The 20,625-nt window shown below is 62.4% G+C and carries 23 protein-coding genes; 21 read left to right on the top strand and 2 right to left on the bottom strand.

What is annotated here, in order from left to right:
* Positions 1 to 7 precede the first annotated feature (7 nt).
* The 8 genes from RPMA_RS09390 to RPMA_RS09425 all read left to right on the top strand — a co-directional run bounded on the left by RPMA_RS09390 (position 8) and on the right by RPMA_RS09425 (position 8,418).
* A complete protein-coding gene (locus tag RPMA_RS09390; protein WP_211912554.1) occupies positions 8 to 1,573 on the top strand; it encodes a tripartite tricarboxylate transporter permease in 1,566 nt (521 codons plus the stop codon).
* A gap of 127 nt (positions 1,574 to 1,700) precedes the next feature.
* On the top strand, positions 1,701 to 2,684 hold the full coding sequence (locus RPMA_RS09395) for a tripartite tricarboxylate transporter substrate binding protein BugD (protein ID WP_211912555.1): 984 nt from the start codon (positions 1,701 to 1,703) through the stop codon (positions 2,682 to 2,684).
* A 165-nt stretch (positions 2,685 to 2,849) separates the two neighbouring features.
* The gene (locus RPMA_RS09400) at positions 2,850 to 3,644 is read left to right on the top strand and encodes a thymidylate synthase (protein ID WP_211912556.1); all 795 of its coding nucleotides are present in this window, start codon (positions 2,850 to 2,852) and stop codon (positions 3,642 to 3,644) included.
* Complete coding sequence (locus RPMA_RS09405; protein WP_211912557.1) at positions 3,641 to 4,174, top strand: dihydrofolate reductase; 534 nt, start codon at positions 3,641 to 3,643, stop codon at positions 4,172 to 4,174. Before RPMA_RS09400 ends, RPMA_RS09405 begins: the two co-directional genes overlap by 4 nt.
* A 151-nt stretch (positions 4,175 to 4,325) precedes the next feature.
* Entirely contained in the window at positions 4,326 to 5,477 is a 1,152-nt protein-coding gene (hflK, locus tag RPMA_RS09410) for an FtsH protease activity modulator HflK (protein WP_211912558.1), read from the top strand.
* A complete protein-coding gene (gene hflC, locus RPMA_RS09415) occupies positions 5,474 to 6,364 on the top strand; it encodes a protease modulator HflC (RefSeq protein ID WP_211912559.1) in 891 nt (296 codons plus the stop codon). The genes hflK and hflC overlap by 4 nt, the downstream gene beginning before the upstream one ends.
* A 151-nt stretch (positions 6,365 to 6,515) precedes the next feature.
* Positions 6,516 to 6,716, top strand: a complete 201-nt coding sequence (locus RPMA_RS09420) for a DUF2065 domain-containing protein (protein WP_211912560.1) — start codon at positions 6,516 to 6,518, stop codon at positions 6,714 to 6,716.
* 187 nt (positions 6,717 to 6,903) lie between these two features.
* Positions 6,904 to 8,418 (top strand): Do family serine endopeptidase, encoded by a 1,515-nt coding sequence (locus tag RPMA_RS09425; protein WP_211912561.1) that lies wholly within the window; start codon positions 6,904 to 6,906, stop codon positions 8,416 to 8,418.
* A gap of 210 nt (positions 8,419 to 8,628) precedes the next feature.
* On the opposite strand, the gene serB is transcribed toward RPMA_RS09425, so the two are convergent.
* Positions 8,629 to 9,531 carry a phosphoserine phosphatase SerB gene (gene serB, locus RPMA_RS09430; protein WP_211912562.1) on the bottom strand — a complete coding sequence of 301 codons (903 nt, stop codon included), beginning with the start codon at positions 9,529 to 9,531 and terminating at the stop codon, positions 8,629 to 8,631.
* Between the two features lie 3 nt (positions 9,532 to 9,534).
* Between serB and miaA the strand changes: the two genes are divergently transcribed.
* From miaA to RPMA_RS09445, 3 genes are read left to right on the top strand one after another with little or no spacing between them, the layout of a single operon-like run.
* Entirely contained in the window at positions 9,535 to 10,458 is a 924-nt protein-coding gene (gene miaA / locus RPMA_RS09435; protein WP_211912563.1) for a tRNA (adenosine(37)-N6)-dimethylallyltransferase MiaA, read from the top strand.
* 52 nt (positions 10,459 to 10,510) lie between these two features.
* The gene (locus RPMA_RS09440) at positions 10,511 to 10,807 is read left to right on the top strand and encodes a type II toxin-antitoxin system RelE/ParE family toxin (protein WP_211912564.1); all 297 of its coding nucleotides are present in this window, start codon (positions 10,511 to 10,513) and stop codon (positions 10,805 to 10,807) included.
* 8 nt (positions 10,808 to 10,815) lie between these two features.
* Positions 10,816 to 11,124, top strand: coding sequence for a HigA family addiction module antitoxin (locus tag RPMA_RS09445; protein WP_211912565.1), 309 nt, complete (start codon positions 10,816 to 10,818; stop codon positions 11,122 to 11,124).
* Positions 11,125 to 11,191: 67 nt separating this feature from the next.
* Here RPMA_RS09445 and RPMA_RS09450 read toward each other — a convergent pair whose 3' ends face one another.
* Positions 11,192 to 12,292: a tyrosinase family protein gene (locus tag RPMA_RS09450; protein WP_211912566.1), complete on the bottom strand. Its 1,101-nt coding sequence runs from the start codon at positions 12,290 to 12,292 to the stop codon at positions 11,192 to 11,194.
* 8 nt (positions 12,293 to 12,300) lie between these two features.
* On the opposite strand from RPMA_RS09450, the gene RPMA_RS09455 reads away from it, so the two are divergent.
* From RPMA_RS09455 to RPMA_RS09500, 10 genes are all read left to right on the top strand, one after another.
* A complete protein-coding gene (locus tag RPMA_RS09455; protein ID WP_211912567.1) occupies positions 12,301 to 12,678 on the top strand; it encodes a hypothetical protein in 378 nt (125 codons plus the stop codon).
* Positions 12,679 to 12,863: 185 nt separating this feature from the next.
* Positions 12,864 to 14,642, top strand: coding sequence for an acetolactate synthase 3 large subunit (locus RPMA_RS09460; protein ID WP_211912568.1), 1,779 nt, complete (start codon positions 12,864 to 12,866; stop codon positions 14,640 to 14,642).
* 195 nt (positions 14,643 to 14,837) lie between these two features.
* Positions 14,838 to 15,380, top strand: coding sequence for an acetolactate synthase small subunit (gene ilvN / locus RPMA_RS09465; RefSeq protein ID WP_211912569.1), 543 nt, complete (start codon positions 14,838 to 14,840; stop codon positions 15,378 to 15,380).
* Between the two features lie 55 nt (positions 15,381 to 15,435).
* Positions 15,436 to 15,798 carry an AbrB/MazE/SpoVT family DNA-binding domain-containing protein gene (locus RPMA_RS09470; RefSeq protein ID WP_211912570.1) on the top strand — a complete coding sequence of 121 codons (363 nt, stop codon included), beginning with the start codon at positions 15,436 to 15,438 and terminating at the stop codon, positions 15,796 to 15,798.
* Entirely contained in the window at positions 15,785 to 16,162 is a 378-nt protein-coding gene (locus RPMA_RS09475) for a type II toxin-antitoxin system PemK/MazF family toxin (protein ID WP_211912571.1), read from the top strand. Before RPMA_RS09470 ends, RPMA_RS09475 begins: the two co-directional genes overlap by 14 nt.
* A 9-nt stretch (positions 16,163 to 16,171) precedes the next feature.
* Positions 16,172 to 17,044, top strand: coding sequence for an EamA family transporter (locus RPMA_RS09480; RefSeq protein WP_211912572.1), 873 nt, complete (start codon positions 16,172 to 16,174; stop codon positions 17,042 to 17,044).
* Between the two features lie 5 nt (positions 17,045 to 17,049).
* Positions 17,050 to 17,652: a LysE family translocator gene (locus RPMA_RS09485; protein WP_211913587.1), complete on the top strand. Its 603-nt coding sequence runs from the start codon at positions 17,050 to 17,052 to the stop codon at positions 17,650 to 17,652.
* Between the two features lie 150 nt (positions 17,653 to 17,802).
* A complete protein-coding gene (gene ilvC, locus RPMA_RS09490) occupies positions 17,803 to 18,822 on the top strand; it encodes a ketol-acid reductoisomerase (protein WP_211912573.1) in 1,020 nt (339 codons plus the stop codon).
* Between the two features lie 81 nt (positions 18,823 to 18,903).
* Positions 18,904 to 19,761 (top strand): SDR family oxidoreductase, encoded by an 858-nt coding sequence (locus tag RPMA_RS09495; protein ID WP_211912574.1) that lies wholly within the window; start codon positions 18,904 to 18,906, stop codon positions 19,759 to 19,761.
* 53 nt (positions 19,762 to 19,814) lie between these two features.
* A complete protein-coding gene (locus RPMA_RS09500; protein ID WP_211912575.1) occupies positions 19,815 to 20,558 on the top strand; it encodes a FadR/GntR family transcriptional regulator in 744 nt (247 codons plus the stop codon).
* The last annotated feature ends 67 nt before the right edge of the window (positions 20,559 to 20,625 follow it).

Here is a 20,625-nt window from a genome sequence, read left to right on the forward strand (position 1 = left end):
GGGCGTTATGGGCGATCTTTTTTCCAATCTCGGTCTCGGATTCGCGACTGTCTTCCAATTCGTGCAGTGGGCACCATCGTGGCTAGGCGGGGTAAGCATTCCGCTGCCGATGAACATCCTGCTCTGTCTGGTCGGCGCACTGGTCGGCACGCTGGTCGGCGTGTTGCCGGGCATCGGCACCATCGCCACCGTGGCGATGCTGCTGCCGATCACCTTCGGCCTGCCGCCGGTCGGCGCACTGATCATGCTCGCCGGCATCTATTACGGCGCGCAGTATGGTGGCTCGACCACGTCGATCCTTGTCAACATTCCCGGTGAAGCCGGCTCGGTCGTCACCGCGCTCGACGGTTTCCAGATGGCCAAGCAGGGCCGCGCCGGTCCGGCACTCGCCATCGCCGCCATCGGTTCGTTCTTCGCGGGCTGCGTCGCCACCGTTCTGATCGCCGTGCTCGGTGCTCCGCTCACCAAGCTCGCGCTCGCTTTCGGTCCGGCAGAATACTTCTCGCTGATGGTGCTCGGCTTGATCTTCGCCGTCGTGCTCGCCAAGGGGTCGGTGCTGAAGGCGATCGCGATGATCGTGTTCGGCCTGTTGCTCTCCATGGTCGGTTCCGACATCGAGACCGGTGCGTCGCGCATGTCGTTCAACATTCCCGAACTCGCTGACGGCCTCGGCTTCGCCACCGTCGCGATGGGTCTGTTCGGCTTCGCCGAAATCATCCGCAACCTCGATGCCGGCAGCGAAGAAGATCGTCAGCTGGTGCAGTCGAAGGTCACCGGCCTGATGCCGACCAAGGAAGACCTTATTGCATCGACGCCGCCGATCCTGCGCGGCACGGTGCTGGGCTCGATCCTCGGCATTCTGCCAGGCGGCGGCGCGGTCATCGCGTCCTTCGCGGCCTACACCCTCGAAAAGAAGCTCTCGAAGAACCCGAAGAAGTTCGGCCGTGGTGCAATCGAAGGCGTTGCGGCGCCGGAGAGTGCCAACAACGCGGCTGCACAGACTTCGTTCATCCCGCTGCTCACCCTCGGCATTCCGCCGAATGCGGTGATGGCGCTGATGGTCGGCGCGATGACCATTCACGGTATCGTTCCGGGTCCGCAGGTGATGCAGAAGCAGCCCGATCTCGTCTGGGGCATGATCGCCTCCATGTGGGTCGGCAACCTGATGCTGCTCGTCATCAACCTGCCGATGGTCGGCATCTGGGTGCGTCTGCTCCGCGTGCCGTATCGCCTGATGTTCCCGTCGATCGTCGTGTTCTGCTCGATCGGCATCTATTCGGTGAACAACGCCCCGATGGACGTCGTGCTTGCGGGCATCTTCGGTCTGATCGGCTACTGGCTGATCAAGCACGACTTCGAACCGGCGCCGCTGCTGCTCGGCATGGTGCTTGGTCCGCTGATGGAAGAGAACCTGCGTCGTGCGCTCCTGATCTCGCGCGGCGATGCCACGGTGTTCTTCACCCGTCCGCTGTCGGCCACCTTGATGGCGATCTCGGCCTTCCTGCTGCTTCTCGCCGTGCTTCCTGCACTGCGAAAGAAACGCGACGAGGTCTTCGTCGAATCCGAGAGTTAGCAGGCTCGTCAATTACTGCGTCACTCCGCCGCGGCCCGAAGTCGAATGGACTTCGGGCCGTTGCTTCTATTCAGTCCCGCGCAATACGTCATATCGGCGCGCAAATTTTGATCTGGGAGGCACTCTTATGAAGTCATTTAACCGCATGCTTGCGATCGGTGGCCTGGCGGCGCTCGCCGGTCTCGGCGCTGTTTCGACCAAGGCGCAGGCACAGGAATATCCGACCCGCCCGATCACCATGATCGTGCCTTTCGCCGCAGGTGGCCCGACCGACGTGATCGCGCGCATCGTGGCGTCCGACATGTCGAAGACGCTGGGCCAGCAGATCATCATCGAGAACGTTGTCGGCGCCGGCGGTACCACGGGCGCGACCCGCGCTGCCAAGGCCGCCAATGACGGCTACACCATCATCACTGGTCACATGGGCACCCATGCCGCCGCGGTGCCGCTGTATCCGAAGCTCGCTTATCATCCGGAGAAGGACTTCGAGCCCGTCGCGCTGCTGGCCGGCACGCCGATCCTCATCCTGTCAAAGAAGGATTTTGCGCCGAAGGACCTCAAGGAATTCGTCACCTATGTGAAGGCGAATAACGAGAAGCTGAACATGGCCCATGCCGGCGTCGGCTCGGTGTCCTACTCGTCGTGCGAACTGCTGTCGTCGGTGCTCGACATCAAGCCGATCGGCGTGCCGTTCAACGGCACCGGCCCCGCGATGAACGCGCTGGTCGGTGGCCAGGTCGATTACATGTGCGACCAGATCGTCAATGCCGTTCCGCAGATCAAGGGCGGCACCATCAAGGCCTATGCGATCGCAACGCCTGAGCGCAATCCGTCGCTGCCGGACGTCCCGACGACGAAGGAAGCCGGCCTCGAGAAGTATCAGGCCTCGGCCTGGAATGCGATCTTCGCACCCAAGGGCACGCCTGCTGCGATCACCGCCAAGCTGAATGCCGCCGCGGCGAAGGCGCTGGACGACGAGAACGTGAAGAAGCGCCTCCTCGACCTCGGCTCGGACATTCCGAAGCCGGAAGCCCGCACCCAGGCTTCCCTCGGCACCCTGGTGAAGGACGAAGTCGCCAAATGGTCGGCCGTTCTGAAGCCCGCCCAGTAAGCGGGAACCGTCTAACGGTTTGATTTCAGAGCCGGATCCTTCGCGGATCCGGCTCTTGTCGTTTGCGGGCAAGGGCCTAGATTTCCGGGTATAATCCGGGAATCGCCATGTCCGGCCGCCGGCTGGAGCGATAAGTTCGTCGGCTCACAGCCCGCAAGATCGACCATGAACCAGTATCACGACCTGCTCGAACGCATCCTCAGCGACGGTGTGGAGAAACACGACCGTACCGGCACCGGCACGCTGTCCGTGTTCGGCCACCAGATGCGCTTCAAGCTCAACGACGGTTTTCCCGTCCTGACCACCAAGAAGCTGTCGCTGAAGGCGATCATTCACGAACTGCTCTGGTTCCTCGCGGGCGACACCAATATCAAATATCTCAAGGACCACGGCGTCTCGATCTGGGACGAATGGGCTGACGCCAATGGCGACCTCGGGCCCGTCTATGGCTCGCAGTGGCGCTCCTGGCCGGCGCCCGATGGCCGCAGCATCGATCAGATCGCTGATGTCGTCGATATGATCAGGCGCAATCCGGATTCGCGCCGGCTGATCGTCTCCGCGTGGAATCCCGCCGAGATCGGGAAGATGGCGCTGCCGCCGTGCCATTGTCTGTTCCAGTTCTATGTCGCCAACGGAAAGCTGTCGTGCCAGCTCTACCAGCGCTCGGCGGACGTGTTTCTGGGCGTGCCCTTCAACATCGCATCCTACTCACTATTGACGATGATGATCGCGCAGGTCACCGGCCTCAAGCCCGGCGATTTCGTGCATACGCTCGGCGACGCGCATCTCTATTCCAATCACCTCGACCAAGCGCGCCTGCAGCTCACGCGCGAAACGCGAAAACTGCCGGTAATGAAGGTCAATCCGGATGTGAAGGACATCTTCGCCTTCCGCTACGAAGACTTCGCACTCGAAGGCTACGACCCGCATCCGCACATCAAGGCCGAGGTCGCGGTGTGACCGCGAAGGTCTCGCTCGAAATCGTCCTCGTTTACGCCATCGCTGAAAACGGCGTCATCGGCAATGGCAACGCGATCCCGTGGCGGCTGAAGTCCGACATGCAGCGTTTCAAGGCGCTGACCATCGGAAAGCCCATCGTCATGGGCCGCAAGACTTTCGAGTCGTTCCCGCGTCGGCCTTTGCCGGGGCGCACCAATATCTTGATCACGCGCAATGCCGATTACACGGCCGACGGGGCGGTGGTCGTCACATCGCTCGATGCTGCGCGCGCGGCCGCGACCGGCGATGCGTTGCGGCGTGGGGGCAGCGAGATCGCCATTATCGGCGGCGCCGAGATTTACACGCTATGGATGCCGCATGCCGATCGCCTGGAGGTCACCGAGGTACATGCCAACCCGGTCGGCGATACCACGATGCCGGCGGTCGATCTTGCGATCTGGGAAGAAACGATGCGCGTTCGGCACCCGGCGGCCGGCGAGGACAGCGTCGATTTCTCCTATGTGACATATTGCCGGAGAGCGGTCCGTTAACCCCGTTTTTCGCCCATTAACATTGAAAAACAGCGCGTTGCGCTTAGCTTCCACGGTCATGTACCCCGCGTTGTAAGACCCCGGGGCGTCCCCTATAAAGCCATGCACGTGGCGAGACCGGACAACTCCGGCCGCGCAGAGGAGAGTTTGAATGTCGTGGAAGAATCAAGGCGGAGGCCCGTGGGGTCCCGGCCCGAAAGGACCCTGGGGATCGGGTCCGCAATCGTCCGGACCGAGGCCGCCTGATCTTGAGGATCTTCTGCGCAAGGGGCAGGACCGTCTGCAGTCGATGCTCCCCGGCGGGTTCATCAGCGGCATGGGCATCACGCTCGTCCTGATCGTCGCGCTGGCGGTGTGGGGGCTGTCCGGCTTCTTCCGCGTGCAGTCCGAAGAACTCGGCGTCGTGCTACGCTTCGGCAAGCATGTCCGCACCGTTCAGCCAGGTCTGAATTATCACCTGCCATATCCAATCGAGACCGTGCTGCTGCCGAAGGCGCTGCGTGTGTCGACGCTGTCGGTCGGCATGTCGATCCTCGAGGATAGCGGTCGCCGTGGCCGCACCGTGCGTGACGTGCCGGAAGAGAGCCTGATGCTCACCGGTGACGAAAACATCGTCGATGTGGATTTCACCGTCCTCTGGCGCATCAAGCCGGATGGCGTGGGCAACTTCCTGTTCAACATCCAGAACCCGGAAGGCACCGTGAAGGCGGTTGCCGAGAGCGTGATGCGTGAAGTCGTCGGCCGCGCTGACATCCAGCCGATCCTGACCGGCGCGCGCACCACCACGGAAAGCCGGGTGCAGGAACTGATGCAGAAGACGCTCGACGGCTATGGCGCCGGCGTGCTGGTCCAGCAGGTGCAGCTGCAGAAGGTCGATCCGCCCGCACAGGTCATCGACGCGTTCCGTGACGTCCAGGCGGCGCAGGCCGACGCCCAGCGTCTGCAGAACGAAGCGCAGACCTATACCAACCGCATCGTCCCCGATGCGCGCGGTCGTGCTGCACAGATCCTGCAGGTTGCCGAAGGTTATCGCGAACAGGCGATTGCCGAAGCCAAGGGTCAGAGCGACCGCTTCCTGAAAGTTTATGAAGAGTACAAGAAGGCGCCGGACGTGACCCGTCAGCGTCTCTATCTCGAAACCATGGAAAAGATCCTCCATGGCGCCGAGAAGCTGATCAGCGATCCCGGCCAGGGCGCAGGCTCGCAGGGCGTTGTGCCTTATCTTCCCTTGAATGAACTGACGCCGCGCCGTCAGCCACCGGCGACATCTGGTCAGCCTCAGCAGAGTGGGGTCACCCGATGAAAACCGGTATCTCAGGTATCGTCGCACTGATCGTCATATTGGTGCTGGTCATCCTCGGCTTCGGCTCGCTCTACACGGTGCAGCAGACGCAGCAGGCCCTCGTGGTTCGCCTTGGTGAGCCCATCCGCGTGGTCACCGATCCGGGCCTGAACTTCAAGGTCCCGTTCATCGACAGCGTGATCACCATCGACAAGCGCATTCTCGATCTTGAGAACCCCGCGCAGGAAGTCATCGCCAACGACCAGCGTCGTTTGGTGGTGGATGCCTTCGCGCGCTATCGCATCAAGAACGCGCTGCGCTTCTATCAGAGCATCGGCACCATCCAGGCGGCCAACATCCAGCTGACGACGCTGCTCAACGCGGCGATGCGCCGTGTGCTCGGCGAGGTCAACTTCCTGCAGATCGTTCGTGACGACCGCGAAGGCCTGATGAACAAGATCCGCGATCAGCTCGACCGCGAGGCCGACGGTTACGGCATTCAGGTGATCGACGTGCGTATCCGCCGCGCCGATCTGCCCGATGCCAACAGCCAGGCGGTCTATCAGCGCATGCAGACCGAACGTCAGCGCGAAGCGGCCGAGTTCCGTGCGCAGGGTGGCCAGAAGGCTCAGGAAATCCGCTCCAAGGCGGATCGTGAGGCGACGGTCATCATCGCAGATGCGAATGGACAGGCTGAGTCGATCCGGGGCTCCGGCGACGGCGAGCGCAACCGTCTGTTCGCTGAGGCCTACAACAAGGATGCCGACTTCTTCGCCTTCTACCGGTCGATGACGGCCTATGAGAACGGCCTGAAGCAGGGCGACACCCGTTACCTGCTACGGCCGGATTCGGAGTTCTTCCGCTTCTTCGCCAATCCATCGGGCAAGCCTGCCGCGGCGAAGCCATAACGGCAGGTTGCGCGGCGCAAACGGAATCCCCGTTTTGCGTTCGTCGCCACTCTGATCTAAGGATGAGGCGCATCGTCACACGATGCGCCTCATTTGCTTTCCAAAAGCAAGAAACTGCACACAGGGTGCGAACGTTTAGGAGTTGATGCCGGTGGGGTCCATAGCGTTCGCCGACTTCCTCATCGGCCTCGGAATTCTGCTCGTGTTCGAGGGCATCCTGTTCCTGGCATTCCCGAGCTGGATGCGCCGCGCCATGAAGAGCGCGCTGGCCTCGCCCGACAACATCCTGCGCCTCGCCGGTATTATCTCGGCGGTCGGCGGCCTGATCCTGATCTGGTTCATAAGGCGCTGAGGCGCTCCTGAAAACCGAGTAAGCTCAACGGCTTCGCGTTTCGCCACATCGGCATTTCGCCGCAATTTGACGCTCTGCTGCCTGCAGCATCGTGACCGCACGGGTTCCGCGTGAGGCTTGCGCAATCCCGCGGTTCGGGCGCACTCTGAGCGCCAATTGCCGACTCTCGTCAGGAGACATTTCTCATATGTCCATCGCGACTCCCGTTCTCTCGTCCACGCGCCGCGCCCTGCGTCCGCTGATTGCAGCGCTCGCCGTCGGCAGCTTTATCGCCGGCGCGTCGGTGCCTGCCGCCGCACGCGGTCCGGATGGCATTGCCGATGTCGCCGAGAAGGTGATCGACTCGGTGGTCAACATCTCGACCACCTCGACCGTCGAGGCCAAGAACAGCGGCGAGGGCGGTGGCAACCGGGGTGCAACGCCGCAATTGCCGCCCGGCTCGCCGTTCGAGGAATTCTTCGAGGACTTCTTCAAGAACCGCGGAGGCCGTGGCGGCGAGAAGGGCGGCGGCATGCAGCCGCGCAAGACCAATTCGCTCGGCTCCGGTTTCATCATCGATGCGTCGGGCTTCGTAGTCACCAACAACCACGTCATCGACGGCGCCGACGAGATCACCGTCATCATGAATGACGGCACCAAGATCAAGGCCGAGCTGATCGGCGTCGACAAGAAGACCGACCTCGCGCTGCTCAAGTTCACGCCGGTAAAGCCGGTGACCGCGGTGAAGTTCGGCGACAGCGACAAGCTGCGGCTCGGCGAATGGGTGATCGCCATCGGCAATCCGTTCTCGCTCGGTGGCAGCGTCACTGCCGGCATCGTTTCGGCGCGTAACCGCGAGATCAATAACGGCCCGTTCGACAGCTACATCCAGACCGACGCCTCGATCAATCGCGGCAATTCCGGTGGCCCACTGTTCAATCTCGATGGCGAAGTGGTCGGCGTCAACACGCTGATCATCTCGCCCACCGGCGGCTCGATCGGTCTCGGTTTTGCCGTGCCGTCGAAGACGGTCGCCGGCGTGATCGAGCAGCTGCGCGAATACAAGGAAGTGCGCCGCGGCTGGCTTGGTGTTCGTATCCAGCCGGTCACCGACGAGATCGCCGAGAGCCTCAACATCAAGCCCGCGCGCGGCGCGCTGATCGCCGGCGTCGATGACAAGGGCCCGGCGAAGCCCGCCGGCCTTGAGCCCGGCGACGTCGTCGTCAAGTTCGACGGCAAGGACGTCAAGGAGCCGAAGGACCTGTCGCGCATCGTTGCCGGCACTGCAGTCGGCAAGGCCGTCGATGTGCAGATCATCCGCAAGGGCAAGGAGGAGACCAAGAAGGTTACGCTTGGCCGCATGGAGGATGACAAGCCGGTTCAGGCCTCGCTGAAGGCAGCACCGGAAGCGGAGAAGCCGGCCACGCAGAAGGCGCTCGGTCTCGATCTCACGGCGCTGAGCAAGGACCTGCGCACCAAGTACAAGATCAAGGACAGCGTAAAGGGCGTCGTCGTCACCGGCGTGGACAGTGGTTCGGATGCTGCCGAAAAGCGCCTCGCAGCCGGCGATGTCATCGTCGAGGTCGCGCAGGAAGCCGTGACCAACGCTGCCGACGTCAAGAAGCGCATCGATGCCGTGAAGAAGGACGGCAAGAAGTCGGTCCTGATGCTGGTGTCGAACGGCGAGGGCGAGCTGCGGTTCGTCGCGCTGAGCTTGCAGTAGTCTCTTCTCCCTCCCCTAGCGCGGCGTAGCCGCGCGACGCGGGGAGGGTGGATCGAACGCGAAGCGTTCGAGACGGGTGGGGTCTATCCCCACGCTCGGACGTCACGTGGGGAGAGACCCCACCCCCGCCTATCGGCGGACTACGACGGACAAATTCGTCCGTCGGACCCCATTCGCTACGCTCCGGGGACGGAGATTACGTCGATAGCGCTAGCTCACAAACTCTGATCGCTTATACCCTTGCGCATACAGCAGCGCGCTGAGATCGCCGAAATCGATCCGCCCATGCGCGGCTGCCGCCACGGCCGGCTTCGCATGAAACGCGACGCCAAGCCCGGCATCGCCGATCATTGCGAGATCGTTGGCGCCATCTCCAACCGCCATCGTGTCGATCTGGTCGAGATCGGCGGCTTCGCGCAGCTCGACCAGCGTCGCCAGCTTCGCCGCCTTGCCGAGGATCGGCTCCGCCACGGTGCCGGTGAGCTTGCCGTCCTTCACATGCAGCTCGTTGGCGCGGTTTTCCTGGAAGCCGACCAGCTCCGCGACCTTTGCAGTGAACAGCGTGAAGCCACCTGAGACGAGACAGGTGTAAGCCCCATGCGCACGCATGGTCTGTACCAGTTCGCGGCCGCCCGGCGTCAGCGTGATACGCTCGGCCAGCGTCTCGTCGATCACCGTGACGGGCAGATCCTTCAGCAGCGCCACGCGCTCGCGCAGCGCCGGCTCGAACTCGATCTCGCCCCGCATGGCGCGTTCGGTGATCGCAGCCACATGGGCCTTGAGGCCAGCAAAATCCGCGAGTTCGTCGATGCATTCCTGGCCGATCATGGTGGAATCCATGTCAGCGAGAAAAAGCTTCTTGCGTCGATTGGCCTGAGGCTGCACCACAACATCGATCGGCATGTCGCCCCGCGCGGCGCGCAGGCGGTCGGCAAAAATGATCTGGTCGGTGGCGCCGGTCTTGTCGCTTGTGAACAGGATGTCGGCGGCGACGCCGTCGCTCAGCCAGTGCAGTTCGGTATCGCCGGGCAGAAGCGCACGCAGACCATCGATCACCGTGCTATCGAGAGCGGGATCAGCGGGGTTGCAGATCAGGGTGGCAACGAGAGACATGACGTGAGTTCCAGGCCGGATAACAGAGCGCTGCTTATCGCAGGGCCGACCGCGAGCGGCAAGTCGGCGCTGGCGCTGGCGGTGGCGCGCGCGCGGGACGGTGTGGTCATCAATACCGACAGCATGCAGGTCTATCGCGACCTCCGCGTGCTGACGGCCCGGCCGACAGCGGACGAGCAGGCCATGGCCCCGCACCGCCTCTATGGCACCGTAGACGCCGCGGTGAACTTTTCGGCCGGCGCATGGGTGGACGCGGCGCGCGACGTGCTTGCCGAGGTGAGGGAGCAGGGCAAGCTGCCGATCTTCATCGGCGGCTCCGGCCTTTATTTTAAGGCGCTGACGCGCGGCCTCTCCGCCGTGCCGCCGGTCCCCGACGCGGTGCGTGACGACGTCCGTGTGCGGCTCGAACGCCTCGGCCCGGAAGCCCTCCATGCTGAACTGGCAGCGCGTGACCCGGTGTCGGCGGCAAAACTCAATCTCCGCGACCGCACCCGCATTGCCCGTGCGCTCGAAGTTATCGAAGGCACCGGCCGCGCGCTGACCGACTGGCACAGTGACGCGCTGCCGCCGCTGCTGCCGCCGGATGGCGTGACGGCGGTGTTTCTCGCGCCGGATCGCGATGAGCTTTACGCCCGCATCGATGCGCGCTTCGTGCGCATGCTGGACGAGGGCGCGCTGGACGAGGTCGAAGCGCTCGCCGCGCGCAGGCTCGATCCGCTGCTGCCGGCGATGAAGGCCCATGGCGTGCCGGCCCTGATCAGATATCTCCGCGGCGAGATTTCGCGCGAGGAGGCCTGTGTCATCGGGCAGGCGGATACGCGCCATTATTCCAAACGGCAATTTACCTGGTTCCGGCACCAGCTGCCGGAGTTCGAATGGATGACGCCGGAGGCGGCGGGGGCGAAGCTGGACACTGCTTTTGCCTAATATGTTGCGGTGTGTACCATAGAGTGGTACATTGCCTCATGGGGCGTTGGCGATGATCGTAGGATTTCGCGATGGCTGGCTGCAATCCTTCTTCGTGGACGATGTACGTTCTCGCCATATTCCGAGCGACCTCGAAAGTCGGCTGTTTCGTAGACTTCAGATGATCGATGACGCTGTCACCGACCTGGATCTCCGCATGCCGCCGAGCAATCATTTCGAGAAGCTGCGGGGCACGCTTGCTGGCTTTTACTCGATCCGTGTCAACGATCAGTGGCGGCTGATTTTCCGCTGGGACGGCGCCCGAGGTGAGGCCGCTGGTGTTTATCTCGACGATCATAGTTATAGGTGAGGTGACCCATGCTCATGACCAAGCGCAAGCCGGCGACGATTGGCGAGATTCTCTCTGAGGAATTCATGCAGCCGCTCGGCCTGACGCAGGGCGCGCTTGCTGATGCCATGGGCGTACAGCGCAAGCATGTGAACGAGCTATGCAATGATCGCCGCGGCGTGACAGCCGCAACCGCGCTCATTCTCGCGCGCGTATTTGGCAATAGTCCGGACTTCTGGCTGAACGTTCAGCGCCGAAATGATCTCTGGCAAGCGATGCATTCCCCCGAAGAACGTGCCCGGATCGAACGCGCCAAACCGCTGGTGAAGGCGGCGTGATAAGCGATAGGTGGGCAAAGCGCAGCGTGCCCACCGTATTCACGGCATTTTAATGTGGCGCGCGATGCTACTGCGCGACCTCGACAGAGAAACTGTCGATTGTAATCTGCCCCCGACGTGATCCGGCGGCTTCGCCGACGATCGTGACGTTCTTGTTGTTGCTGAGAAACTGGCGCGCGGCGTCATCGATCGGCAGCGTGATATTCTGTTTCTCCGTCGCATTGCCTTTCATGACGGGGAGCGTCGAGAAAGCCCCCAAAGCAACGCTCGCTCCGCCATTGGCCTTTGCGATGACGTTGATCGTGGCCGGCCGATCCGCAATCGGTACGCCTTCGAGGACGACCACCGCGCTGCCCTGCGTCTGGGCGGGGAGTTTCGAGAGCGAGTCCTGCAGATTGCCCGGTAGTTCGATCGCCAGACCTGGCCCCGAAATCTCGCGGGAGATCGATGTGCTGAGCGGCAGCGTAAATCTCCGCAAGACCTGATCGGAGACCGTCGCGACGACCTGTTCTTCGAGGCGCTCGCGGTCGTAGCGATAGTCTCCCGGCGACGTCACCGTATTCTGGAGGTCTGCGACCTTGTAGTCAGCGAATTCAAAATCGTTGCTGCGCGGGAAAGCGAAGTGGTGGTTCAACCACGTTGAATCGGGTGGATTGGCACGACGCTGCCCTGCGTTTCGCCAGACTTCCCACAACCGGTCAATATTGCCGTGGTGTAGCAGGAAGGCGGGATCACGCGGCGAGAGTCCGATCGCCATATTGCCGACTTTGTCGGTGGCGTCGTCATATCCGATGGCGGTGTGGATATAGTTGTGAGCGCCGGATTCCAGAGCGCCCGAATTGCGGGCGTTAGGAGCAGGCGCTTTTCCGCCGAATTGCTCGAAGCGTGTCACGGATATCAATGCGGCTTCGCTTTTACTCGGAACGCCCATGTCTTGATAGTTGATGGGCTTGCCTTGCCCGACCGGACCAAAACGCGTGGCGTCATACAGGGGATTGTTTCTGGTCTGGCTGCCTTTGGTGTAGGTCGGTTCGGCAAAGCTGGCAGGAAGCGTCGCGCGCTGCATCCAGTTCCAATAGGGCAAACGGAGTTGCGGTTCGCGGATCGCGGCCTGCAGGGCCTTCTCGAGATGGATGAGATAGGCGCGATGCCAAGGTAGAAAAACCACCACCCGAAATGAATTTCATAATCCGGTTGGCCGAAGCACCAGAGATTGTGGTTGATCGCAAGCGATTCCCAGCCGTCGATCGCCGGACGCTTGCTGTAGTCATCGCGCTTCCTCAGCACATCGACCGCATCGCGAAAGGCCTGCAGGGCGCCTTCGTCCTTTTCAAAGTCGACGACGTTTCGGCGGATTTTAGTATTGGCTTGGCTCAAGGAAAAGGTGTTGATCGATATAACAAACGCCGTAGTTGTTACTCCGGTCAAAAATTTTCTGCGAGACTGCATTGCATGCCTCCGAGGAAAATTGAACAATCAGGAATTGACAGAGGCTACCAGTCGCATATAACCCGCGCAAGTTTCGAACTCAAACGACCAAGTCATGCGCAATAAAGTTACAAATCTTCTTATTATCGTGGTACCCTGGCGCATCGCCGGGGGTAGCTGACGGCTACCCACGATCCGAGCGGTGCGCACAGGGTCCTGAACGGGGCCCTTTTTTATTGCCTGAACCATAGCCACAACGAACCAACCAGACCTCATCGACCAAAGCGCCCAGCGCGCATCCGGAGCCGACCATGAGCGACAGCACTCCCCACGATCCCAACCAGATGACCGGCGCCGCGATGATCGTGCGCGCGCTCGCGGATCACGGCGTGAAGCACATTTTCGGTTATCCCGGCGGGGCCGTGCTGCCGATCTATGACGAGATCTTCCAGCAGGAGGAGGTCGAGCACATTCTCGTTCGCCACGAGCAGGGCGCCGGCCACGCGGCCGAGGGCTATGCCCGCTCCACCGGCCTGCCGGGCGTCGTGCTGGTCACTTCGGGCCCCGGCGCCACCAATATGGTGACGCCGCTGGCCGACGCGCTGATGGATTCGATCCCGCTGGTCTGCATCACCGGCCAGGTGCCGACGCACCTGATCGGCAATGACGCGTTCCAGGAATGCGACACCGTCGGCATCACGCGGCCCTGCACCAAGCACAACTGGCTGGTCCGTGACGTCAACGATCTCGCAAAAGTCCTGCATGAAGCCTTCTATGTCGCCACCACCGGCCGTCCCGGCCCGGTTGTCGTCGACGTGCCGAAGGACGTGCAGTTCGCCACCGGCACGTATCATCCGCCGCGCAAGTCCGACGTCCATGTCTCCTATGCGCCGCGCGTGAAGGGTGATGCGGCAGCAATCCGCAAGGCCGTCTCCATGCTGGCCAATGCGAAGCGGCCGATCATCTATTCCGGCGGCGGCGTCATCAATGCGGGCGTCGGTGCGTCGAAGTTGCTGCGCGAGCTGGTGGACGTTACCGGCTTCCCGATCACCTCGACGTTGATGGGCCTCGGCGCCTATCCGGCATCCGGGCCGAACTGGCTCGGCATGCTGGGCATGCACGGCACCTACGAAGCCAATATGGCGATGCATGATTGCGACGTCATGCTCTGCGTCGGCGCGCGTTTTGACGACCGTATCACCGGCCGCACCGATGCATTCTCGCCGAATTCGAAGAAGATCCACATCGATATCGATCCGTCCTCGATCAACAAGAACATTCGCGTCGATGTGCCGATCATCGGCGACTGCGCCAATGTGCTCGGTGACATCCTGCAGGTCTTCAAGGCTGAAGCGAAGAAGCCGGCGATCGATCCGTGGTGGTTCGAGATCGGGCGCTGGCGCGCGCGCAATTCGCTGGCCTACAAGAAGAACAACGATGTGATCCTGCCGCAATTCGCGATCCAGCGGCTGTTCGAGAACACGAAAGATCTCGACACCTACATCACCACCGAAGTCGGCCAGCATCAGATGTGGGCGGCGCAGTTCTACGGCTTCGAGGAGCCGCATCGCTGGATGACCTCCGGCGGTCTCGGCACCATGGGTTATGGATTGCCGGCGGCGCTGGGCGTGCAGGTCGCGCATCCGGATTCGCTGGTGATCGATATCGGCGGCGATGCGTCGGTGCAGATGACGATGCAGGAATTGTCGGCTGCGGTTCAGCACGAACTGCCGATCAAGATCTTCATCCTCAACAACCAGTATATGGGCATGGTGCGCCAGTGGCAGCAGCTGCTGCATGGCAACCGCCTGTCGCATTCCTATTCGGAAGCGCTGCCTGATTTTGTGAAGCTCGCCGAAGCTTATGGCGGCGTCGGCTTCCAGTGCTCGAAGCCGGGCGATCTCGATGGTGCGATCCAGGACATGATCAAGGTGAAGAAGCCGGTCCTGTTCGATTGCCGCGTGGCCAATCTGGAGAACTGCTTCCCGATGATCCCGTCGGGCAAGGCGCATAACGAAATGCTGCTGCCGCTCGAAGCCAATGACGAAGCCACTGCCGCGGCCTTCGCCGGCGGCAAGGCGCTGGTTTGACGGATTGAGAACGAGCCTCACACCTCACTGTCATCGCCCGGCTTGACCGGGCGATCCAGTAACCCTCAGCGTCAGTGATGGAGCTGCATGGCCGGTGTTTACTGGATCCCCGCTTTCGCGGGGATGACAGTAAGAGTAGGGCGCCGACAGAGATTTTGCGGCGAAAGCCGATCGAGACTTCGACAGGAAACGACAATGGAACAGCCTGCCTCCGCCTATTTCATCGAAGAGCGTCACGATCCTAACGAGACGCACACGCTCTCGGTGCTGGTCGCCAACGAGCCGGGCGTGCTTGCGCGCGTCATCGGCCTGTTCTCCGGCCGCGGCTACAACATCGAAAGTCTCACGGTGTCGGAGACCGAGAGTGACAAGCACGTCTCGCGCATCACCATCGTCACCACCGGCACGCCGATGGTCATCACCCAGATCAAGCATCAGCTCGATCGCATGATCCCGGTGCATCGCGTGGTCGACATGACGCTGACCGGGCGCGCCATCGAGCGCGAGCTTGCGATGGTGAAACTCCGCGGCATCGGCGAGCAGCGCCTCGAAGCGCTGCGCCTCGCCGAAGCGTTCCGCGCCCGCGTCATCGATGCGTCGATCGAGAGCTTTGTGTTCGAGATCACCGGCTCGTCGTCGAAGATCAATTCCTTCATCGACCTGATGCGCCCGCTCGGCCTGGTCGAGATCTCGCGCACCGGCGTCGCCGCCATCACCCGCGGCGCGGAGGGGATGTAACTGGACGGGGAGATTGTTGGGATATACATTGTATATCCCAACAAGGAGCGGACCGATGAAAGTCAAAGTCGCCAAATGGGGAAATAGCCTCGGTGTCCGGCTGCCGCGAAGTGCCGCCGATAGTATCGGCGTCGCTGAAGGAAGCGAACTCGTTCTCACAGTGGAGCGCGATGGTTTGCGGCTGCGTGCGGTCGGTAAGACATCTGCGCAACTGCTTGCCGAAATGATCGCCGAAATGAAGCGGCTCGGGCCCGAGAACGAGCCGGAGACGGTGGATTGGGGACCGGACCGGGGCGCCGAAATCATCGACGACGATTATTCGCGCGGGCTGATCGTGCCGGGGCCGGATGGCAAGCCTGTGAGGGTGAGCGCGTCGTCGGTGAAACGTCGGGCTGGAAAGCGCAATGATCCTTCCTGATGCCGGCGATATCGCATGGGTCGATCTGGATGATGTCCGCGGGACGGAGCAGGCCGGGAGGCGTCCTGCGCTCGTTCTGACATCACGGGAGTTTCATGAAACGTCCCGACGCGCGGTGATCTGTCCCATCACACTGAAGATTCGCAACTGGCCGACAAACGTCGTGTTGCCGGCCGGCTTGGAGATTGCGGGCGAGATCATGGTCGATCAGATCCGCTCTATTGATCGTACGGAGCGTATGTTCGCGATTGTCGAGAAAGCGCCTGCCAAAACCCTGCGAGATGTGAGGATCAAGGTTGCCGTCATGCTCGGGATGGATTTTGGCGTTTTGGTCGAAACACCGGGCAGGCCTGAACGCGCTTGAAATGACCTCATGAAACCTCTCGACATCTTCCTGGCGATCGCTGTCGCCGTGATCTGGGGCGTTGGCTTCGTGCTGACCCGGATGGCGGTCGAGGAGATGTCGTCGACGCTGCTGACGACGCTGCGCTTCGGCATCACGGCACTGCCATGTCTGTTGCTCGCGCGGCCGAAACTGTCGTGGCAGCTCGTGGTCGCGACGAGCTGGCTGCTGGTGGCGCAGTTTCTGGCGCAGACCTATGGCATGGCCCACGGCGTGCCGGCGGGGCTAACCGCGGTGATCGTGCAGAGCCAGGCGCTGTTCACGGTTGCGCTCGCGGCGCTGCTGCTGAAGGAGTTGCCCACGCGGCAACAGGTGATTGGCATCGTTGTCGCCATGGGCGGGCTCATGATGATCTGCTTCACCGTCGGTTATGACTTCAGCGTGTTTCCGTTCATCGTCCTGATGACGGCGCCGATCAGCTTTGCGTTTTCCAACCTGCTGCTGCGCCGCGCGCAGGGCGTGCCGATGCTCGATTTGTTTTCATGGATCAGCCTCGTTGCGATGCTGCCGCTGTTGGTCGTGTTGTTCACCGTCGATGGCGCTGCGACGACGTGGCATTCGCTCACCCATGTCTCGCTGAAAGTGATCGCCTGCGTGCTGTTCCTCGCGCTGGGCGGCACCTCGCTCGGCTACTGGATCTGGGGCCGGTTGCTGCGTGATTACTCGGCTGCGCAGGTCGTGCCCTTCGCGCTGCTGGTGCCGTTCATCGGCGCCGCCGCGTCCAGCCTCACATTCGGCGAGACCTTCGGTCCGTTGCGTCTGTCTGGCATGATCGTGGTCGTACTCGGCATCGCCGTAATGCTGCTGTCGCGCCGTCCGCCTGTTATGCGCGAGGTGGCGTGATGGAGCTGTCGCTGCATTTGCTCTGGGCATTTCTGGTGTTCGCTGTCGTGATGTTCTTCACCCCCGGCCCGAACAACATCATGCTGCTCGCCTCCGGGCTCAATTTCGGCTTCCGCCGCACGCTGCCCCATGTGGTGGGCGTCACCTGCGGCTATGCCTTCATGATCGGCGTCACCGGGCTCGGCCTCGGCGCCGTCTTCGCTTCGCTGCCCTGGCTGCAGACGACGCTGAAATATGCCGGCGCGGCCTATCTGGTCTATCTCGCTTATGCCATCGCCCGCTCGGGCCCGCCGGAGCCGGGGGAGGCGGAGCGGCGGCGGCCCATGAGCTTCATCGGGGCGGCGCTGTTTCAGTGGGTCAATGCCAAGGGCTGGGTAATGGCCATCAGCATCATCACCGCCTATGCGGCGATCTCGGCCTATCCGTGGAATGTCGCGCTGCAGGTGCTGGTGTCGCTGTTGATCGGTGCCATGTCCTCGGTGACCTGGGTATTGTGCGGCACCGCACTGCAACCGCTGGTCAAGTCGGCCCGCGCAGTCCGCATCTTCAACGTCACCATGGCAATATTATTGCTCGCTTCGCTCTATCCCGTGCTGGCCGAGATATGAGAGAGAATTGGCCAGCAAAATCACCGTCGCGGGCTTGTCTCGCGGCATCCGTCGCCCTAGAAACCGGCGGCAATTCACGGTCATCTGCCAGCCGGCAATGACCTTTCGACCGGGCGCTTGAAATAAAGTTGCCGAACAGAGGAACGACCCATGCGTGTTTATTACGATCGCGACGCCGACCTGAACCTGATCAAGGGCAAGAAGGTCGTCATCGTTGGCTACGGCAGCCAGGGCCATGCCCACGCGCTGAACCTGAAGGATTCCGGCGTCAAGGAAGTCGTGATCGCGCTCCGCAAGGGCTCGGCTTCGGCCAAGAAGGCGGAAGCTGCCGGCTTCAAGGTGATGGAAGTCGCCGACGCCGCCAAATGGGCCGACCTGGTCATGATGCTCACCCCGGACGAATTGCAGGGCGACATCTATCGCGAGCACCTGCATGACAACATGAAGAACGGCGCTGCGCTCGTCTTCGCCCACGGCCTCAACGTGCACTTCAACCTGCTCGATCCGCGCGAAGACCTCGACGTGCTTATGATCGCGCCGAAGGGCCCCGGCCACACCGTGCGTTCGGAATATCAGCGCGGCGGCGGCGTGCCCTGCCTGATCGCGATCCATAAGGACGTGTCGGGCAACGCCCATGACCTCGGCCTGAGCTACGCTTCGGCTGTCGGTGGTGGCCGCGCCGGCATCATCGAGACCTCGTTCAAGGAAGAGTGCGAAACCGATCTGTTCGGCGAGCAGGTCGTTCTGTGCGGCGGCACCGTCGAGCTGATCCGCGCCGGCTTCGAGACGCTGGTGGAAGCCGGCTACGCGCCGGAAATGGCTTACTTCGAGTGCCTGCACGAACTGAAGCTGATCGTCGACCTGATCTATGAAGGCGGCATTGCCAACATGAACTACTCGATCTCGAACACCGCGGAATACGGCGAATACGTCACCGGCCCGCGCATCGTCACCTCGGAGACCAAGGCCGAGATGAAGCGCGTCCTCACCGACATTCAGTCCGGCAAGTTCGCCCGCGACTGGATGCTGGAAAACAAGGTCAACCAGGCCTCGTTCAAGGCGACCCGCGCCCGCGCTGCCGCACATCCGATCGAGGAAGTGGGCGGCAAGCTCCGTGACATGATGCCGTGGATCAAGGAAAAGGCTCTGGTCGACAAGACCAAGAACTAAGCGCTACATTCGTCGTAGCTATCAACGGGACCGCGGCAACGCGGTCCCGTTTTTCATTGGGTCTCTGTCCGAGGTGATCTCATGCGCTCCGTCGTCGTCACCGGCGTTTCCACCGGCATCGGTTACGCCACAGCAAAGCTGTTGCTCGCCCGCGGCTTCCGCATATTCGGCAGCGTCCGCAAGCGGGTTGATGCCGAGCGCTTACAAGCGGAGTTCGGCGCTCACTTCACGCCATTGCTGTTCGATGTCACGGACGAAGCTGCGGTGAGGGCGGCCGCTGATCAGGTCCGCGCGACGCTCAATGAAGAAACGCTCGCTGGCCTGGTCAACAATGCCGGCGTCGTCGTCCCCGGCGCCTTGCTCGATCTCGATGTCAGTGAATTCCGTACGCAGATGGAAATCAATGTGATGGGCCCGGTGATTGCTACCAAGGCCTTTCTGCCATTGCTCGGCGCCGACACCATGCTGAACGGCGCGCCCGGTCGCATCGTGATGATGAGCTCGGTCTCCGGCCAGTTCGGCAATCCCTTGCTGTCGCCCTATAGTGCCTCGAAATTCGCGCTGGAAGGGCTGAGCGAGAGCTTGCGCCGCGAGCTGATGCTGTTCGGCATCGACGTCATCACCATCGCGCCGGGCCCAGTCAGGACGCCGATCTGGGACAAGGCGGAGGCGCTCGACATCGCGCGCTTTGCGAACTCGCCGTATCTTCCAACGCTAACGAAGTTGCGTGGCATGCTGGCGCAGATGGCGGAGAGGGGGCTGCCGCCGGAGCGGATCGCGGCGCTGGTTCATCGCGCGCTGACCGATGCGAAGCCCCGCGCCCGCGTGGTGGCATCGCCGGAGCCGATCCAGACTTTTATCGCCGGATTGCTGCCGCGGCGCTGGGCCGACCGGCTCGTTGCCGGACAGCTCGGATTGTCCCCCAAACCGCGCCCATGAGCCGCAGCCGTCAAGACTTGATCTGGTAGGGCCAGATTGGTAGGGTCATCTCCATGATCACGACCCTGACTTCCGAAACCTCCGATACCGTTCGCAAGACGCTGGAATATGTCCGGCATCATCGCCTCGCCAAGGGTGACCGGCTGCCGTCCGAGCGCAATCTGTCGGACCGCTTCGGCGTCACCCGTAGCTCCGTGCGCGAGGCGCTGGCGGTGCTCGATTCCATGCGGATCACCGAGCGCAAGGCGAAGTCCGGCATCTTCCTGCGCACCTCGCCGGAAGACGGCGGGCTCGACGCGTTGGTGCTGCAGGCCGATCTTGGCATGGCCTTCGATGCACAGCTGACGCGCGATGCCATCGAGGCGCGCATCATCTGCGAGGAGCAGGCATTCCGGCTGGCTTGCCAGCGCCGCACCGAGGCCGATCTCGCCAAGCTCGCCGGATTGCTCGACACCTATGCGGTGCTCGCCGCCAATGACCGCAACATGGCCGACGAGGATGTCGAATTCCATCTCGCCGTGGCGGCTGCGAGCCAGAACCGTATTCTCGTGCGCACCATCACGCCCCTCATGCTGATGAGCACGCGCGGGCGCCGCCGCTATTTTGCATCAGCCGAGCTGCGCCAGCGCTCGCTGGATGACCACCGCGCGTTCTTCGCCGCCATCGAGGCCCGCGACGAGGCCACGGTGATCAAGCTCGTGCACCACCACGTGCATACGGCCGCTGCCGACATTCAAGCGCTGAACGAAGCCGCCGCCGAAGCGCAGGACGCAGGAATACCAGACAGGACTACCTGACGGGCTCGCCGACAAATCCCGATCAACGGGAAGGCCCAGACCTCACGCGGCAAGGTCCGCATCCCAG

It is taken from the genome of Tardiphaga alba (assembly GCF_018279705.1).
GTDB classification, from domain to species: domain Bacteria; phylum Pseudomonadota; class Alphaproteobacteria; order Rhizobiales; family Xanthobacteraceae; genus Tardiphaga; species Tardiphaga alba.

Excerpts from the sequence above, each read along its gene's own strand:
- RPMA_RS09500 (WP_211912575.1), top strand. The coding sequence starts at position 19,815 with ATGATCACGACCCTGACTTCCGAAACCTCCGATACCGTTCGCAAGACG.
- ilvN (WP_211912569.1), top strand. The coding sequence starts at position 14,838 with ATGGAACAGCCTGCCTCCGCCTATTTCATCGAAGAGCGTCACGATCCT.
- RPMA_RS09445 (WP_211912565.1), top strand. The coding sequence starts at position 10,816 with ATGCTCATGACCAAGCGCAAGCCGGCGACGATTGGCGAGATTCTCTCT.
- RPMA_RS09475 (WP_211912571.1), top strand. The coding sequence starts at position 15,785 with ATGATCCTTCCTGATGCCGGCGATATCGCATGGGTCGATCTGGATGAT.
- RPMA_RS09440 (WP_211912564.1), top strand. The coding sequence starts at position 10,511 with ATGATCGTAGGATTTCGCGATGGCTGGCTGCAATCCTTCTTCGTGGAC.
- RPMA_RS09495 (WP_211912574.1), top strand. The coding sequence starts at position 18,904 with ATGCGCTCCGTCGTCGTCACCGGCGTTTCCACCGGCATCGGTTACGCC.
- RPMA_RS09395 (WP_211912555.1), top strand. The coding sequence starts at position 1,701 with ATGAAGTCATTTAACCGCATGCTTGCGATCGGTGGCCTGGCGGCGCTC.
- RPMA_RS09460 (WP_211912568.1), top strand. The coding sequence starts at position 12,864 with ATGAGCGACAGCACTCCCCACGATCCCAACCAGATGACCGGCGCCGCG.
- serB (WP_211912562.1), bottom strand. The coding sequence starts at position 9,531 with ATGTCTCTCGTTGCCACCCTGATCTGCAACCCCGCTGATCCCGCTCTC.
- hflK (WP_211912558.1), top strand. The coding sequence starts at position 4,326 with ATGTCGTGGAAGAATCAAGGCGGAGGCCCGTGGGGTCCCGGCCCGAAA.
- RPMA_RS09390 (WP_211912554.1), top strand. The coding sequence starts at position 8 with ATGGGCGATCTTTTTTCCAATCTCGGTCTCGGATTCGCGACTGTCTTC.
- ilvC (WP_211912573.1), top strand. The coding sequence starts at position 17,803 with ATGCGTGTTTATTACGATCGCGACGCCGACCTGAACCTGATCAAGGGC.
- RPMA_RS09400 (WP_211912556.1), top strand. The coding sequence starts at position 2,850 with ATGAACCAGTATCACGACCTGCTCGAACGCATCCTCAGCGACGGTGTG.
- RPMA_RS09480 (WP_211912572.1), top strand. The coding sequence starts at position 16,172 with ATGAAACCTCTCGACATCTTCCTGGCGATCGCTGTCGCCGTGATCTGG.
- RPMA_RS09425 (WP_211912561.1), top strand. The coding sequence starts at position 6,904 with ATGTCCATCGCGACTCCCGTTCTCTCGTCCACGCGCCGCGCCCTGCGT.
- hflC (WP_211912559.1), top strand. The coding sequence starts at position 5,474 with ATGAAAACCGGTATCTCAGGTATCGTCGCACTGATCGTCATATTGGTG.
- RPMA_RS09455 (WP_211912567.1), top strand. The coding sequence starts at position 12,301 with ATGAATTTCATAATCCGGTTGGCCGAAGCACCAGAGATTGTGGTTGAT.
- RPMA_RS09470 (WP_211912570.1), top strand. The coding sequence starts at position 15,436 with ATGAAAGTCAAAGTCGCCAAATGGGGAAATAGCCTCGGTGTCCGGCTG.